The sequence below is a fragment of the Lysinibacillus sp. CTST325 genome (assembly GCF_054665055.1).
This window is the reverse complement of the sequence record NZ_BAAFHO010000006.1, coordinates 202,981-220,248: the sequence shown is the minus strand read 5'-3', so window position 1 is coordinate 220,248 and position 17,268 is coordinate 202,981. Positions and strand designations below refer to the sequence as shown.

At 37.7% G+C, this 17,268-nt stretch carries 11 protein-coding genes and 1 other annotated feature; of the genes, 8 read left to right on the top strand and 3 right to left on the bottom strand.

The genetic code is table 11. The features are described from left to right. Positions 1-5 precede the first annotated feature (5 nt). Entirely contained in the window at positions 6-575 is a 570-nt protein-coding gene (locus ACYQ73_RS16040; protein WP_460013411.1) for a tRNA (mnm(5)s(2)U34)-methyltransferase, read from the bottom strand. Further along, positions 572-1,528, bottom strand: coding sequence for a tRNA modification radical SAM protein MnmL/YtqA (locus tag ACYQ73_RS16035; protein ID WP_370081976.1), 957 nt, complete (start codon positions 1,526-1,528; stop codon positions 572-574). Before ACYQ73_RS16035 ends, ACYQ73_RS16040 begins: the two co-directional genes overlap by 4 nt. Before the next feature lie 272 nt (positions 1,529-1,800). On the opposite strand from ACYQ73_RS16035, the gene ACYQ73_RS16030 reads away from it, so the two are divergent. The 8 genes from ACYQ73_RS16030 to ACYQ73_RS15995 all read left to right on the top strand — a co-directional run bounded on the left by ACYQ73_RS16030 (position 1,801) and on the right by ACYQ73_RS15995 (position 15,717). After that, a complete protein-coding gene (locus ACYQ73_RS16030) occupies positions 1,801-2,976 on the top strand; it encodes an MDR family MFS transporter (RefSeq protein ID WP_460013410.1) in 1,176 nt (391 codons plus the stop codon). A gap of 166 nt (positions 2,977-3,142) precedes the next feature. Continuing rightward, the gene (locus ACYQ73_RS16025) at positions 3,143-3,490 is read left to right on the top strand and encodes an ArsR/SmtB family transcription factor (RefSeq protein ID WP_049667424.1); all 348 of its coding nucleotides are present in this window, start codon (positions 3,143-3,145) and stop codon (positions 3,488-3,490) included. Between the two features lie 65 nt (positions 3,491-3,555). Beyond that, a complete protein-coding gene (locus ACYQ73_RS16020) occupies positions 3,556-5,280 on the top strand; it encodes a SulP family inorganic anion transporter (protein ID WP_460013409.1) in 1,725 nt (574 codons plus the stop codon). Positions 5,281-6,084: 804 nt separating this feature from the next. Continuing rightward, a complete protein-coding gene (dhaK, locus tag ACYQ73_RS16015; RefSeq protein ID WP_460013408.1) occupies positions 6,085-7,836 on the top strand; it encodes a dihydroxyacetone kinase subunit DhaK in 1,752 nt (583 codons plus the stop codon). Between the two features lie 96 nt (positions 7,837-7,932). After that, positions 7,933-8,144: a binding site (T-box leader), on the top strand. A 90-nt stretch (positions 8,145-8,234) separates the two neighbouring features. Further along, positions 8,235-10,652 (top strand): leucine--tRNA ligase, encoded by a 2,418-nt coding sequence (gene leuS, locus ACYQ73_RS16010; protein ID WP_460013407.1) that lies wholly within the window; start codon positions 8,235-8,237, stop codon positions 10,650-10,652. A 755-nt stretch (positions 10,653-11,407) separates the two neighbouring features. Next, positions 11,408-12,589 carry an MFS transporter gene (locus ACYQ73_RS16005; RefSeq protein ID WP_460013406.1) on the top strand — a complete coding sequence of 394 codons (1,182 nt, stop codon included), beginning with the start codon at positions 11,408-11,410 and terminating at the stop codon, positions 12,587-12,589. Positions 12,590-13,364: 775 nt separating this feature from the next. Then, a complete protein-coding gene (locus ACYQ73_RS16000) occupies positions 13,365-14,636 on the top strand; it encodes an L-lactate MFS transporter (protein ID WP_460013405.1) in 1,272 nt (423 codons plus the stop codon). Positions 14,637-15,024: 388 nt separating this feature from the next. Then, complete coding sequence (locus tag ACYQ73_RS15995) at positions 15,025-15,717, top strand: AIM24 family protein (protein WP_053485054.1); 693 nt, start codon at positions 15,025-15,027, stop codon at positions 15,715-15,717. Between the two features lie 128 nt (positions 15,718-15,845). Here the strand turns inward: ACYQ73_RS15995 and ACYQ73_RS15990 are convergent, their stop codons facing one another. Continuing rightward, on the bottom strand, positions 15,846-17,096 hold the full coding sequence (locus tag ACYQ73_RS15990) for a BaiN/RdsA family NAD(P)/FAD-dependent oxidoreductase (RefSeq protein ID WP_460013404.1): 1,251 nt from the start codon (positions 17,094-17,096) through the stop codon (positions 15,846-15,848). Positions 17,097-17,268 lie beyond the last annotated feature (172 nt).

Here is a 17,268-nt window from a genome sequence, read left to right as displayed (position 1 = left end):
GAAATTTAATAATCTTTCATTTTCTCCAAAGCAATCACAAAGGGTGGATCATTTTGTTGATTTAGAAACTCGTATTTTAATACATGTACATATTTTTGGGGAAGTTGACTGACATATTCTATCACAGCATCTCGTTCTTCTTTACCACCCGGATGACCGTGATAAATGACAAGAACAATAAGACCACCGATTTTGAGCAGCTTTAGCAAATCTTCAAGTGCTTGTATTGTTGTATTTGGCTGTGTAACGATGTCGTGATTACTACCAGGCAAATAACCAAGATTGAAAATTGCAGCAGCTACTGGCTTGTGGACATAGTTGGCTACTTCTTCATGCCCTCTATTTAAAACAAGTGCACGATGCTCTAAGCCATTGTCTAAAAGGCGATGGAGAGTTGCATCAACAGCGCTCTTTTGAACATCAAAGGCGTATACTTGACCTTCATCACCGACAAGTTGTGCTAAAAACAATGTATCGTGGCCGTTTCCTGCTGTGGCGTCTACTACAGTGTCGCCCTCTTCAACTGTATCTTTTATCAGCTGTTGTGCATATTGTAAAACGCGTTGTAGCTTCATTTGGCAACCTCAGCTTGATAAAATTTCCCTTGCCAGCTTCCACGGCGTTCAAGCTCTGCATCAATGCCATTTAATACTTCCCATTTATTAACACTCCACATAGGGCCAATCATTAAATCAATTGGTCCATCACCTGTAATACGGTGAATAACCATATCTGGTGGTAGAATTTCAAGTTGATCTGCTACTAGCTTTGTATAAATGTCCTGATCTAAAAATTCTAACATGCCCTTTTCATATTGCTTAACCATTGGTGTACCTTTTAAAAGGTGTAGTAAATGAATTTTAATACCTTGTACGTCAAGCTTTGCGACTTCACGAGCAGTTTCCATCATCATGTCATAGTCCTCAAGAGGAAGGCCATTAATAATGTGAGAGCATACACGAATACCATGCTTTCGTAGCTTTTCAACACCTTCCACATATGTTGCATAGTCGTGGGCACGGTTGATAAGATTTGCTGTTTTTTCATGCACTGTTTGAAGTCCGAGCTCAATCCATAAATAGGTGCGCTCGTTTAATTCAGCTAAATATTCAACTACATCATCTGGAAGACAATCTGGTCGCGTTGCAATAGATAATCCAACAACACCCTCTTGAGCCAATGCAGCTTCAAATTTTTCCTTTAATACAGGAAGTGGTGCGTGTGTATTTGTATATGCTTGGAAGTAGGCCATGTATTTGCCGTCCTTCCATTTTTGATGCATTTTGTCACGGATTTCAGCAAATTGCACTTCGATAGGATCAACTTTGTTGCCCGCAAAATCACCTGAACCTGCTGCACTACAAAACGTACAGCCTCCAAAGGCAACGGTACCATCACGATTTGGACAGTCAAAGCCCGCGTCTAGTGCTACCTTAAAAACTTTATGACCAAATTGCTCACGTAAATAGCGATTCCATGTATAATATCTTTTTCCATCTGAAGGAAAAGGAAAGTTTGTTTCTGTCATTTATTTCACTCCTCTAACACTATATTTTATCACGTGCTAGTGCTTCCGTCATGAGGGAAGAATTTAATATTATGTGAATGACCGGAGTGAATGCTGTGGGAAGCTGAGCAAAAAGTACATCAACCGGAGTTAATCATGAGGTGGACAGAACGAAAGCTACACAAAATATATTCTAAAGAGTATGTAAAAAGAGTAAAATTATTTTTCTTGTGCTTTTGTATTTTTCAACATAAACTAACTATTTAGAGTAGCGAAATAATGGAGGTCAATCTATGCCAAAAAGTGTTTGGTTTTTAATTATCGGAATGCTTGTGAACACGACGGGCAACTCGTTTTTATGGCCTTTAAACGCCATTTATATGCACGATTATTTAGGGAAGTCACTTGCGATGGCTGGCTTTGTGTTGATGTTGAATTCTGCTGCTGGTGTATTAGGAAATCTCTTAGGCGGTTACTTATTTGATAGAATAGGTGGCTATAAATCAACAATGTTGGGCATTCTTTTGACGATTGCTTCATTAATTGCTTTAACGATTTGGCACGGCTGGCCGCATTATGTGTGGATTTTAACGATACTTGGCTTTAGTGGGGGTATTGTCTTCCCAGGAATGTTTGCTTTAGCTGGAACTGCGTGGCCTGAGGGCGGACGAAAGGCTTTTAACGCAATTTATTTAGCTCAAAATTTAGGAGTAGCCATTGGACCTGCACTAGCTGGTGTTGTTGCTGATTACAAATTTGACTACGTCTTTAAGGTCAACTTAGCTATGTATATTTTGTTCTTTTTTATCGCGTTTTTTACTTTTAAACGATTAGAAGCGGGGAGCATTGCACCGAAGAATGTCGTGGGAGAAAGTAAGCGAATTATTAATAAAGCGCCATTTTATGCATTATTAATTATAAGTGCTTCCTCTGTACTATGCTGGCTAGCTTATTCGCAATGGAGTGCGACTATTTCTTCCTATACACAAGATCTAGGATTAGGATTGAAACAGTACAGCTTACTTTGGACTATTAATGGACTACTTATCGTTTTAGGGCAACCGCTAATTGCTCCGTTAGTGAAACGCTGGGAAAATAAATTGAAGCGTCAATTAGTATTTGGTGTTATCCTTATCGCAATATCCTTTGGAATCATTGCATTTGCAAGTGATTTTAAAATGTTTGGGGCAGCGATGGTTGTGCTGACTTTTGGTGAAATGTTTTATACGCCTGCTTTACCTACCATCGCCAATCAGCTTGCGCCAAAAGGGCGTCAGGGCTTTTATCAAGGGATTATTAATAGTGCGGCAACAACTGGCCGTATGATTGGCCCTCTATTTGGTGGTATTATGGTCGATCAGTTTGGCATGATTGTACTCGTATTAATCCTAGTAATTATAGTATTGTTTGCGATTATTCCATGCCTAATCTATGATTATCCTTTACGTAAAACAGTGACAGAACGATAGTTAGATTTAACAAAAATATTTTCAAAACGAGCGAAAACCGTGTGGGAAACACGTTTTTTGCTCGTTTTTTTATGTTTGCTATTGAAAGTTAGCATATTGTAGCGTACAATCAATCATACATATTCAAATATTTGAATATATGAATATGAAACTTGGAGGGATTTATGTGGAAGAGAGCTTGCAGCAATTTAAGGCAGATTTTTTTAAAGCTTTAGCACATCCATTACGAATTAGAATTCTAGAATTACTTGTAGATGGTAAAAAAAATGTCAATGAAATTCAAAGCTGCTTAGAAAAAGAGGGCTCAGCTGTTTCTCAGCAATTAAGTGTATTACGAGGCAAAAATATTGTGCATGGGACGAAAGAGGGGAAAAAAGTTTATTATTCTTTAAGTGATCCGATGATTGGAGAATTACTTGGTGTTGCAAAGGATATTTTCAACAATCATTTGATAAATACAATTTCAAGATTAGAAGAAATGACTATTAACGAAAATAATGAAGAGGATATGTAAATTTTGTAGACTGTGTTCTTATGAAACATTTACCTTGCTTATTATTTTGAAGGGAAGATTTATAGATGAAGTCACTGTTTACAGGGCGATATGCAGGATATTCTGTTCATCATTTGAAGAAAGATTTAATATCAGGGATTATTGTCGGGATTGTGGCAATACCGCTGGCAATGTCTTTTGCCATTGCGTCAGGTGTTAAGCCTGAGTATGGAATATATACAGCTTTTATTGCTGGAATACTTATTTCTCTTTTGGGTGGTTCGAAGTTTCAAATCGGAGGACCTACAGGTGCGTTTGTACCAATTCTGTTAGGGGTAGTCATTTCGTATGGCTATGAAAACTTACTTATTGCTGGATTAATGGCAGGGGTTATTTTGTGTTTAATGGGCTTGTTTAAGCTTGGCTCATTAATTAAATTTATCCCCCGTCCCGTGACAATAGGTTTTACAGCGGGAATTGCAGTTATTATATTTACAGGACAAATTGCCAATTTCATAGGTTTGACTAATATTAAAAGACACGAGTATTTTATTGACAATGTAAAAGAAATTGTTATGCATATTGGTACAACAAACTTTTATAGTGTTTTAACGGCAATCACTAGTCTCATCATAATTTTAATAACACCTAAAGTTTTACCCAAAGTTCCAGGGGCGTTAGCAGGCATTGTTGTTTCTACATTAATTGCAACGTTCTTTTTTTCTGGACAAGTTGCCACAATCGCAACGGCCTATGGTCAAATTCCAAATACATTACCGAATTTTGCAATTCCAGAGATCACATTAGAGAAAATTCAGTTACTTATTGGACCAGCGTTTGTGATTGCCATGCTTGGTGGAATTGAATCACTTCTATCTGCAGTCGTAGCAGATGGCATGACAAATACAAAGCATAATAGTAATCGAGAACTCGTTGGTCAAGGAATTGCTAATATCGTTACTCCTTTCTTTGGAGGAATCCCTGCTACAGGAGCTATTGCTCGTACTGCGACAAATATTAAAACAGGTGCAGTATCACCGATATCAGGTATTATTCACGGTGTATTTGTATTAGTCACTTTATTATTACTAGCGCCATTTGCTTCACATATTCCATTAGCAAGTATGGCTCCAGTTTTAATGGTTGTAGCTTGGAATATGAGTGAGCAAAAGCATTTTGCGCATATCGTTAAATTAAAATCAGGAGATTCTCTCGTTTTAATGATTACGTTTTTACTGACTGTCTTTACAAGCTTAACATTAGCTGTTGAGGTTGGACTTGTGTTAGCAGTCGTATTATTTGCGAAGCGTATGAGCGAAAAGCTTGTAGTAACAAAAGTATTACCGGATCATTCGAAAGAGAGTGGGAAGGTACAATCACATGTTGTTCATCAGAAACGTGATTGTCCACAAATTAGTATTTATACAGTTGAGGGCCCGCTATTCTTTGGTGCAGCTCAAACTTTTGAGGAGGCAATTGTAAGTTCCATTCAACAACAACAAAAAGTTTTGATATTACGTATGAGTAAAGTGCCTTTTATGGATACGACAGGTGAGACATATTTTGGTAATGTCATCCGGAATTTTAAAGCCCAGGGTGGCACTATTTTAGTTACAGGTGTGCAAGATGAATTGAAGTTAGCACTACAAAAAAATGGTTTATATGCTGAAATTGGTGAAGAGAATTTCTATCAGCGTACAGGAGAAGCCATAAATAAAGCTTTAAGCTATTTAGATACAAATAAATGTATTGGATGTAAGCATTTTGCTTTCCGTGAATGTCAGGAATTGTCCCGCGTTAACGGGCAGTAAGTTATCAGGAAGATAAACTGCCCGTAAACGCCCGATTGGTGAAGACTAATAAGCAGTGGGGATAGAGAAAGTCCCCCCTGCTTAAAGTTTAACTTTATCCCGCGTTAACGGGCAGTAAGTTATCAGGAAGATAAACTGCCCGTAAACGCCCGATTGGTGAAGACTAATAAGCAGTGGGGATGGAGAAAATCCCCCTGCTTAAAGTTTAACTTTATCCCGCGTTAACGGGCAGTAAGTTATCAGGAAGATAAACTGCCCGTAAACGCCCGATTGGTGAAGACTAATAAGCAGTGGGGATAGAGAAAGTCCCCCCTGCTTAAAGTTTAACTTTATCCCGCGTTAACGGGCAGTAAGTTATCAGGAAGATAAACTGCCCGTTAACGCCCGATTGGTGAAGACTAATAAGCAGTGGGGGTAGAGAAAGTCCCCCCTGCTTAAAGTTTAACTTTATCCCGCGTTAACGGGCAGTGATTTATCTCACCGAAAGCGAAGCATCAGGTACAAGTCTCCCAACTCGTACTTCTATGAAAGCGTAGAAGTTAGGTGGGAGATGAACTGCCTGAGAGGTTATGATAATCATCTCTACAACTTTATTCTCTTTCTATAAAAAAGCTGAGTGTTTTTAGACAAATCGTTCATTTTGTCCTTTTCGATAAAACGCTTTCATTTTGCTATAATTAATAAGAATATGCTTTCAAATAAAAGAAATCATATCATAGCAGGAATCTCCTAAGAATAATTATAGAAGTATGGATATGAATAGGCTGCGAAGAATATAACCAAGCTTACACGGGAGGAATAAAAATGAAGAAAATTATGAATCAACCTGAAACACTCGTTATGGAAATGTGCAATGGGATGGTTATGGCTCATCCGGAACTTGAGTTGTTAAAAACATATAAAGTAATTAAGAAAAAAGAAATGAATGAAAATAAGGTAACTTTAATTAGCGGTGGCGGTAGTGGACATGAACCGGCACATGCGGGGTTAGTCGGGAAAGGAATGTTGGATGCTGCAGTATGTGGTGATGTCTTTGCTTCTCCTTCACAAATACAGGTATATCAAGCAATTAAAGCAACAGCTAGCAAAAAAGGTACACTGCTCATTATTAAAAATTACAGCGGAGATATTATGAACTTTAAAAATGGTGCTCAATTAGCTTCTGAGGATGGCATTCAAGTAGAATATGTCCGCGTAGATGATGATATCGCAGTAGAAGATAGTCTTTATACAGTAGGACGCCGGGGCGTTGCGGGAGTTGTGTTAGTACATAAAATCGCTGGTGCCGCCGCGGAAGAAGGTATGGATTTGATGCAGGTCAAAGCTGTGACAGAAAAAGCAGCGGCAAATGTTCGAACAATTGGTCTAGCGCTAACCTCCTGTACAGTTCCGGCTAGTGGCTCACCGACATTCAAATTGGGTGAAGATGAGATGGAATATGGCGTCGGTATTCATGGAGAGCCAGGAAGAAAACGAGAAAAAATGATGGCTGCAGATGACTTAGCTTTACGTATGACAAATGACCTTATGAAAGATTTAGGGCTAGATGAAGATGCTGAAATAGCTGTTCTAGTAAATGGATTTGGTGGTACACCGCTTCAAGAACTTTATCTGTTTAACAATGCAGTGACTAGAGAATTGAGTAAAAGAAAGATACGAATCAATAGAACGTTTGTCGGCAATTACATGACAAGTATTGATATGGCTGGAATATCTCTAACAGTAATGAAACTAGATGATGAGCTGAAAACATTGCTTTCGAAAGAATGTAATACCCCTGCATTTAAGGTAGATGGACCAGTTAAGAGTGTAGAATACGTAGATATTATTGATCACGTAGAAGAGAAGCAAGTTTTCTTTGAGACGGAAACAGAGGAAGAACACGCGATCATCAAAAATGAGGTAATCACATTAAGTAATATGATTTATCTCGTAGATAAAATGAGCGAAATTATTATTAAGAACGAAGTACCTTTCTGCGAATTGGATACCCATGCAGGTGATGGCGATTTCGGAATGAGCGTCGCTAAAGGATTTAAGCAATTGAAACGAGAATGGAGCTCGATTCTAAATCAAGAACATTTAAATATTGGGACTTTCCTTGATGCGAGTTCTATGGTAATTATGGAGCATTGCGGAGGAGCTTCTGGTCCAATATGGGGCGGGGCTTTCCGAGCTGCAAGTAAAGCTGTAGAAGAAAAAATGGAATTAACAGTCAGTGAGTTTGCTGAAATGTTACAAGCTACGCTTAAAGGTATACAGTCTGTCGGTGAGCGCTCTTTTGGAAGAGGGGCAGAGGTAGGCGATAAAACGCTTGTAGATGCGTTTGTACCTTGTGTAAATGCTTGGTTAGAAAGCGCTGCAGCTGGTACGGATTTTAAAACAGCTTTTGAAAACGGAGCAGAGGCTGCGGTTAAAGGAGCGGAATATACAAAAGGAATCGTTGCTCGAATGGGTCGTGCTGGTACAGTTGGTGAAAGAAGCCTAGGCTATCCGGATGCTGGTGCTTATGCGCTAGGGGTTATCTTTACGGAGCTTTCTCGTAGTTTAAAATAACTGTAACAAATAGGGATTGAATTGTTCAAAAATGGGTAGGATGTAAACAAAGTCTTGTGCTTTTCAATACTTTCTATTAGAATAAATGCAATACTTGTAAAGACAGTGATGAGGAATAGTAAATTTGTGGTTCTTTTTAGAGAGCTAGCGGTTGGTGGGAGCTAGTAGGAAAGCAAATTGAACTCGCCTTCTGAGTCTGCCCGCGTGAAATAGCGCGTGCCGTTCATTCCGCGTTAAGGAAGCAAGAGCCGAGTGTGATCACTAATGTGGGTGGTACCGCGGGAGATACGAATTCTCTCGTCCCTTTCTGACAAAGGAAGGGACGAGTTTTTTTATTTTTTAAATATTTTGTCAATTCTTTAAGTGAAAAGTATGACGCATTCAAAGGAGGAAAAATAATGAGTTTTAATCATCAACAAATTGAAAAAAAGTGGCAGCAATATTGGGCTGATAACAAAACTTTCAAAACTGAAAATGAAACAGAAAAACCGAAATTTTATGCATTAGATATGTTCCCATACCCATCTGGTGCAGGTCTTCATGTAGGACATCCAGAGGGCTACACAGCGACAGACATCCTTTCACGCTTCAAGCGCATGCAAGGCTATAACGTGCTACATCCTATGGGCTGGGATGCATTCGGTTTACCAGCAGAACAATATGCACTTGATACAGGAAATGACCCAGCAGAATTTACAGCGAAAAATATTGCGACATTCAAGCGTCAAATCCAAGAGCTAGGCTTTAGCTATGATTGGGATCGTGAAATTAACACAACAGATCCAGAATATTATAAATGGACACAATGGATCTTTATCCAACTTTATAAAAAAGGTTTAGCTTATGTAGATGAAGTAGCTGTAAACTGGTGTCCAGCACTAGGAACAGTACTTGCAAACGAAGAAGTTATTGATGGAAAGTCAGAGCGTGGTGGTCACCCGGTAGAACGTCGTCCGATGAAACAATGGATGCTTAAAATTACTGCCTTTGCTGATCGTTTAATCGACGACTTAGAGGAAGTTGATTGGCCAGAGTCTATTAAGGATATGCAACGAAACTGGATTGGCCGTTCAGAAGGTGCAGAAGTAACATTTAGTATAGATGGCACAGATGAAAACTTCACAGTATTTACAACTCGTCCTGATACTTTATTTGGTGCTACATACTGTGTTCTTGCACCTGAACATCATTTAGTGGAGCAAATTACAACTGCTGAACAACGTCAAGTTGTTGAAGCTTATTTAGATAAAGTAAAAATGAAATCTGATTTAGAACGTACAGATCTAGCGAAAGAAAAAACAGGCGTATTCACAGGTGCCTATGCAGTGAATCCAATTAACGGTAAGAAAATGCCGATTTGGATTGCAGACTACGTATTAGTATCATATGGTACAGGTGCAATCATGGCAGTTCCAGCACATGATGAGCGTGACTATGAATTTGCAAAAGAATTTGGTTTAGAAATTACTCCTGTTCTTGAAGGTGGAGACATTAGTAAAGAAGCATTCACAGGAGATGGTAAGCACATTAACTCTGACTTCCTTGATGGCTTGAACAAAGAGGACGGTATTGCTAAGGCAATTGAATGGCTTGAGGAAAAAGGTGTAGGAGAGAAGAAAATTTCTTACCGTCTTCGCGACTGGTTATTCTCTCGTCAACGTTACTGGGGTGAGCCAATCCCTATGATTCATTGGGAAGATGGTACAACGACGCCAGTGCCAGAATCAGAATTACCATTAATGCTACCAAAAACAGATAATATTCGTCCTTCGGGTACTGGTGAATCTCCACTAGCGAATATTTCTGAATGGGTGAATGTTGTTGACCCTGAAACAGGCAAAAAAGGTCGTCGAGAAACGAACACGATGCCACAGTGGGCAGGTTCTAGCTGGTACTTCATACGTTATATTGACCCAACAAATAAAGAAGCAATTGCGGATCCTGAGTTACTGAAACGCTGGTTACCAGTGGATATTTATATCGGTGGGGCAGAGCATGCCGTATTACACTTACTATACGCTCGCTTCTGGCACAAAGTATTATACGATTTAGGTGTTGTACACACGAAAGAGCCATTCCACAAATTATTTAACCAAGGGATGATTCTTGGTGAAGGTAATGAAAAAATGTCTAAATCAAAAGGTAATGTCGTTAACCCTGATGAAATCATTTCTTCACACGGTGCTGATACTTTACGTCTATATGAAATGTTTATGGGTCCACTTGAAGCATCTGTTGCATGGTCAACAAATGGCTTAGACGGGGCACGTCGTTTCTTAGATCGTATTTGGCGTCTATTTGTCAATGAAGAAGACGGTACAATCACTGCGAAAATTCAAGCTTCTGATGACAAAACTCTAGAAAAGTCATATCATCAAACTGTGAAAAAAGTGACAGAGGACTACGAAGGTATTCGCTTCAATACAGCTATTTCACAAATGATGGTATTCATCAATGATTGCTACAAAGCCGATGTTATTCCAACAGCTTACGCTGAAGGCTTTGTGAAAATGCTAGCTCCAATGGTTCCACACGTTGCTGAAGAGTTATGGCAGATTTTAGGTCATGGCGAAACACTTTCCTATGCGCAATGGCCAACATATGATGAGTCTAAACTTGTTGATGATGAAGTGGAAGTCGCTGTTCAAGTTGCCGGCAAAGTACGTGCGAAAATCATTGTAGCAAAAGACGCTTCAAAAGAAGAAATCGAAAAAGTAGCACTTGCAGATGACAAAGTACAAGAGTATATGGCAGGCAAAAATTTAGTAAAAATTATTGTCATTCCAGGTAAGCTTGTTAATATCGTCGTTAAATAAATGAAGGAAACAACTTTACATGCTTCTATAAAAGTTAAGATTACTTGTTACAGAACAGGTGAGTCTTAATGGAAGCACTTTTGATGGTTGGATCATTTCATTAATATATGATAAAAGGCAGAATCAAATTTTGATTCTGCCTTTTTATATTTACAATTTGTATTGTGGGACATGAGGTAAGCGAATGGAATAGCTTGGAAAATTGCAAGGGAGAATAAATTTTCCCTTAAATGATACAAGTATTGATCAAGCAAAGCAGACGGCAATGATTATATTATTAAAGAAGACATTAATATTCCTTTACAAGAAATGTCCCAATTTAGTGAGCGGGATTATGGAGATGCAGAAGGTTTAACGAAAGAAGAAAGAACAAGAATGTTTCCTCAAAAAAATTCCCCAAATCAAGATCTAGCGAGAATTAAACTAATAGAGTATTAGAGGGTAAACGCGTAATCCTTGTAGCCAATGGAGCGGTTATAAATGCAACTTTAGCAGCATTAGGAATGGTTTATCTAACTACGAAGTTGAGATTATAAGAATCCTTTCTTTGGTGTTTGGTTGGTAGCAATAACCTTAATAGAAATGAATTCTTTTTTCATCTTTTAAGTGAAAAAGAGAGTCCCACAGAAAAACTGATAGGTCAGTTTTTCTGTAGAATTTTGTATATGTTGGTAAATGATCTAGGTATTATAATCTATTTTTAATCAATATCATAAAATCTCCAAAAAAATATGAATCATATTGGAGGAATAACGATGTGGAAAAATAAAAACTTTGTGATGCTATTTAGCGGACAAATTGTTTCATTTATCGGCGCTGCTTTATTTACAACTTCCTTGCCTTTTTTAATTATTCATTTAGGTGGTCAAGCGAGCGATATTAGTGCAACGCAAAGCATGTTTATTATACCTCAACTGCTGATTCTTCTTTTAGGTGGTATGCTCGTGGATCAGCTACCTAAGAAGTTTCTAATTGTTATCATCAATCTAGTAAGAGGTATTGCTCTTTTACTAATCACTTATCTCATCATAAACAAACATATTCGTATTTGGCACATCTATTTGCTTACCTTTTTCTTAGGGACATTAAATACTTTATATCGTCCAGCATTAAAAGCAATCTTGCCTAGTATTGTGGATAAAGAATATCTAGTAAAAGCCAATTCTTATCGAACTATGGCACAACAAATCTTCGAAATGATTGGACCTATTCTAGCTGCCTATTTAGTCGTAACTTTTAGCATATTTATTACATTTGGTATCAACGCTGTTTCATTTTTACTTGCCGCTTTCGCCTTTGCCTTTCTATCTATAGAAAGAAAGCCAGCAGTTGAATCGAAAAAAACATTATGGCAACAATATAAAGAGGGTTTCCAAGTGTTAATTCAACATAAATGGCTAGGTTATAGCATCTTGATTGGTTCCGTTGTAAATATTGGGATTGCCTCATTTGATGTTATTATCCTACCTATTTATGCAAATGAATACTTTAAGGGGATTGAAAGTTTTGGCTGGTTATTGAGTAGCATGGCATTAGGAGCATTTTTAGGGGCATGGTTTATTAGTAGGCAACGCGAGGTTTCGAATAACTTCAAAAAATATTATCTTTTTATGCTTAGTGTTGGGTTGCTCATTTTATTTTTATCCTTTTCAAATATCTTTCTACTCTCTTTATTGATGTTGTTTTGTATCGGTTTTGCTATTACCTCATTTGTGATTATATGGGATAGTGCGGTACAAGAATTAATTGAAGAAGAATACCTTGGTCGTGTGACAAGTTTACAAATGTTCGGTGGGCTTTTATTTTTACCAATTGGCTATTATATTTTTGGCTATTTGATTGACCATATAAGCATTCAACTCGCCATGTTTTTAAGCAGTTTGATTATAATATTGGCATCTATCATAGGGATTTTAATTGTACAAAAAAAGAATTAGTTCAAGAAAGTTGTAGGAAAATATCTCACCCTACAACTTTTACTATTTTATTTTGGCTTAACGCCAAAATCTACTGTTATTACTTGTGTGCTATAGCAAAGTTTTTTGTTATAACTGATTGGTTTAGTCGCTTTTAAGTTTAAAAAGCATTACTTGCTATAGTCTAAAAAATGTGCAGGATTCATTTTAAGTGAAAAAATATATATTTGAATAATAAAAATGAATGGGTAGTGATGATTCATTTTGAAATATACAAAATGTGTATTGGGTTTATTTAATTGAATATCCATTAAAAGTTAAATAAATCATTTAATAGCGTATTTTAGTATCCTTTTACGGGAAAGAAATTCATTTATTTAAGCTTTAAAATTCTCTTTTATTCTAAAAATTTCTACATGGTGATTATCTTTTTGTGTCCTATTAAAGAAATGTGCAGGATTAATGAGAGTTAGAAAAAAGGCAATATACATAGTTTGTATGTGAAAATATGCACAAAATTAATTATATCAAAATAATTTATGTATAACTAGATAATAGAGTAGAAAAATAATATTAGCTAAAAAATGTTGTGGTTTTCGTTTAATAAACATCTATTTACTTAGAGGCTGTAGGGTTTTCGTTATAAAATCACTAGGGTGAAAAATAAAATACTTTTTCGAGAAATAATATTTTTTTAAAAAACATCTTGCATTTGAATAATTCTAAGTGTTAAATTGTTTTCAGGGACGTTCATAAAACTTTCACAGGTAGCAAAAGAGGGGAGAAAAGAGAAATTATGAATAAAAATAGATGGTTAATTGCATTATCCGCAATCGCTATTCATCTTTCGATCGGTGGAGCATATGCATACAGTGTATACAAGCTACCGATTGTCACAGAAATGGGATGGAGTGAAACAAACGTAACGGTTGCCTTCACAATAATGATGGGGCTTGCTGGTTTTTCAGCAGCATTATTCGGTAACTTAGTAGAAAAAATGGGGCCACGTAAATCTGCAATGATAGCAGCTGTTCTATTTGGAGCAGGACAAGCTGGTGCGGGACTAGCGATTTCTATGGATTCCGTAACATTGTACTGGTTAACATATGGTTTACTAAGTGGATTGGGTATGGGTATTGGTTATATTTCGCCTGTATCGACATTAGTTAAATGGTTCCCTGATCGCCGCGGTTTAGCAACAGGTATGGCTGTACTTGGATTTGGTTCAGGGGCACTTATTACAGCGCCAGTCGCAGCTAACTTAATGGAGGCTGTAGGTATTTCTACAACGTACTTTATTTTAGGGGCAAGTTATTTCACGTTAATGATTTTAGGGGCTTTATATATAGTACCGCCTGCACCTGGTTATATGCCAGCTAATATGAAGGCTGCTGCAAATAACGGTAAAGAAGTAGTGAAAAAAGATTTAGCTGTCATGTCAGCACGTGAAGCTGTGAAAACTAAGCATTTCTGGATGCTTTGGTCGATGCATTTAGTAAACGTAACAGCAGGTATTATGATGATTTCTGTTGCATCTCCAATGGCTCAAGAAATTGTAGGATTATCAGTTGCGGGAGCCGCAGCAATGGTAGGAATAATGGGATTATTTAATGGTGGTGGTCGTTTAATATGGGCTGCTGTGTCTGACTATATTGGTCGTTCGAACGTCTTTGTCATTTTCTTTATCGCACAGCTAGTTACATTTATTGTCTTACCGCATACAACAAACGTTATTGTTTTCCAAGCACTTATTTTCTTAGTTGTTAGTTGCTATGGTGGTGGTTTCTCGAATCTACCAGCGTTTGCAAGTGATTTATTCGGTACGAAACAACTCGGAGTTATTCATGGTTATTTATTAACAACTTGGTCATTAGGTGGTATTTTTGGGCCGCTTTTAGTGAGCACAATTAAAAACGCTTATGGAAGTTATATTCCAGTATTCTATGTGTTTACAGGATTAATTGCTGCTTCATTAATTATTTCATTAACTTTACGTGCAGATGTACGTAAACGAACAGCATTAAAACAAGCTTCTGAAAAGGTTGGAGACGTCTCCGCTACACAATAAATTATACTTTCAATTCGCACTTGAAGGTATCGGCCATATGAGAGTCATTTCGCACATGACGCTTGTATGGTCTTTTTTTTGTAGCTATTGTTATATAACACTTGATTAATCTCTGTTTAATGTATAACAGCTGATGTCTGATGTCAATATCATTACGGGAAATAAAGTGATTTCGCTACCAAAAGAGAAATTTTGTAACGGAAAGCAATTGTAGGGTTCATTTTTAAGAGGGCGACCTAAAACTGGTTTTTTGTCGCGCTCCCTTAAAGCTAGTCTTTTTAGTAGAGTCATCTAATAATTCAATTGTTTGTTTTTATCACTTCTTTCATTTGATTGAATCTTTTCATATGTTAAAACGTATATAAAATAAATAAGGAGGCAATGTGATATGGGGAAATTTTCTTTAAATGAATTTATCAATAAAACACAGCAAGACGACAACGAAAATGAATATTTCGAGTTAGAAACTGAGCGTGTATTAGAGGTCAACCTAAATGGCGAGGTTTGGTCGAAAATGGGCGCGATGATTTCATATATAGGAGATATTAAGTTTGAGCGTGAGCGTGTGTTGGAACATGGCCTCGGTAAAATGTTTAAAAAAGCATTAACCGGCGAAGGTACACAACTTATGAAAGCGAAAGGTAAGGGGCGACTTTATTTAGCCGATCAAGGGAAAAAAATAACGGTCTTCGATTTAAAGGATGAAAGTATTTGTGTAAACGGCAATGATTTACTTGCTTTTGAGCCAAGTATTGATTGGGATATTCATTTAATGCGTAAAATGGCAGGAGTGATGTCAGGTGGGTTGTTTAATGTAACCTTACAAGGAAGAGGGAAGGTAGCTATCACAACTCATTTCGAGCCGTTAACATTGTTAGTAAAGCCTGGTGAAACGGTCTATACTGATCCACATGCCACAGTAGCATGGTCAGGTAATCTGGCACCAGAGTTTAAAACAGATATTAGCTTCCGAACATTTATCGGTCGTGGTAGTGGTGAATCCATTCAAATGGCGTTTTCAGGTGAAGGATTTGTCATCATTCAACCATTTGAGGAAGTATATATGTCTAAAGATAGCTAAAAAAGCGTGTCCGCATTTCGGGACACGCTTTTTATATGATGAGAAGTAACTTGAATCGCTGATAGAACACTGAACATCGCTGATAACTCCCGAAAAATCGCCGATAGAAGTCTGAGATACAGAGTATATTACAGTGCTGCATTCATCCCTGCGATACGTCCTGTTACGAGTGCAGATGTTATATTATAGCCACCAGTGTAGCCATGAATATCAAGGATTTCTCCGCAGAAAAATAAACCAGCCTTTTTCTTTGAAGCCATTGTCTTTGAGTCAATCTCTTTAACGGAGACGCCACCTCCAGTGACGAATGCTTTTTCAAGGGATTGCGTACCACTAACTGTCATTGTGAAGTTGACGAGTAGTTTAGCTAAATTGCGGATTTTATCCTGTGATAATTCAGTACCCGTCAGTTGTACATCGATGTCTGCACGTTCACACAAAAATAGAAGCCAGCTTTCAGGTGCAATTCCTTTCCAAACATTTTTCACCGCTTTTTTTGGATCTTCTTTAATGAGTTTGTTTAAATATTGCAGACACGTTTCTTCATTATATTCAACAAGAGTTTGAATACGCATTGTCACAGGCTCGTAACCTGTTTTCATTAATTCTTTCACGACAAATTGACTGCAGCGTAAAACAGCAGGACCACTTAATCCGAAATGAGTAAAGAGCATGTCCATTTGATGTGTTACGAGTACCTTACCCTTTTTGTTTAAAACAGAGACAGCGACATCTCTTAGGGCAAGCCCTTGTAGCTCACGAGTTTGAATAAAATCCTCTTTCGATAGAACAGGAACCTCAGTAGGGAAAAGAGTTGTAATTGTATGGCCAGCACGCTCTGCCCATGTATAACCATCTCCTGTTGATCCTGTTTGTGGAACAGCTTTCCCACCAACTGCAACGACTACTGCCTCACTACGAATTTCAGTGCCATCTGTAAGGCGTACCCCAAGAATTTTTTCCTCATCCATTAGCAGTTTATTAACGGGTGTGTTTAAGCGCACTTCAACATGTAGCCTCTGAAGCTGACGAATAAGTGCATCTACAACATCTTGCGCGCGATTAGATACAGGGAACATGCGCCCATGATCTTCCTCTTTTAATGCCACGCCAAGTCCTTCGAAAAATGCGATAATATCTTCATTATTGTAAACTGTGAATGGGCTGTAAAGAAAACGGCCGTTCCCAGGTATGTGCTTAACGATTTCTTCAACAGGTAAACGATTTGTGACATTACAGCGACCACCGCCTGAAATGGCCAATTTTTTGCCAAGCTTCGTCCCTTTTTCTAGTAATAATACTTTCTTTTTATGCTCTCCAGCAGCGATAGCAGCCATTAAACCAGATGGGCCACCACCGATAACGATAACATCGTACATATATTTAAACTCACTTTCTTTTCAAATTAGGAATCTTTCCTATTATACATGAAGTCTATATAGAGGGGCTTCTTTCACATTGAAAATAAAACAAAAGTATTTTATAATTCCTTATCTTCTACTTTAAGTAGCTCGTCACCATAACGTGGAGTTGATTTCCGTTCCGACTGGG

Excerpts from the sequence above, each read along its gene's own strand:
- ACYQ73_RS16005 (WP_460013406.1), top strand. The coding sequence starts at position 11,408 with ATGTGGAAAAATAAAAACTTTGTGATGCTATTTAGCGGACAAATTGTT.
- ACYQ73_RS15995 (WP_053485054.1), top strand. The coding sequence starts at position 15,025 with ATGGGGAAATTTTCTTTAAATGAATTTATCAATAAAACACAGCAAGAC.
- ACYQ73_RS16030 (WP_460013410.1), top strand. The coding sequence starts at position 1,801 with ATGCCAAAAAGTGTTTGGTTTTTAATTATCGGAATGCTTGTGAACACG.
- ACYQ73_RS16040 (WP_460013411.1), bottom strand. The coding sequence starts at position 575 with ATGAAGCTACAACGCGTTTTACAATATGCACAACAGCTGATAAAAGAT.
- ACYQ73_RS16000 (WP_460013405.1), top strand. The coding sequence starts at position 13,365 with ATGAATAAAAATAGATGGTTAATTGCATTATCCGCAATCGCTATTCAT.
- ACYQ73_RS16020 (WP_460013409.1), top strand. The coding sequence starts at position 3,556 with ATGAAGTCACTGTTTACAGGGCGATATGCAGGATATTCTGTTCATCAT.
- dhaK (WP_460013408.1), top strand. The coding sequence starts at position 6,085 with ATGAAGAAAATTATGAATCAACCTGAAACACTCGTTATGGAAATGTGC.
- ACYQ73_RS15990 (WP_460013404.1), bottom strand. The coding sequence starts at position 17,096 with ATGTACGATGTTATCGTTATCGGTGGTGGCCCATCTGGTTTAATGGCT.
- ACYQ73_RS16035 (WP_370081976.1), bottom strand. The coding sequence starts at position 1,528 with ATGACAGAAACAAACTTTCCTTTTCCTTCAGATGGAAAAAGATATTAT.
- leuS (WP_460013407.1), top strand. The coding sequence starts at position 8,235 with ATGAGTTTTAATCATCAACAAATTGAAAAAAAGTGGCAGCAATATTGG.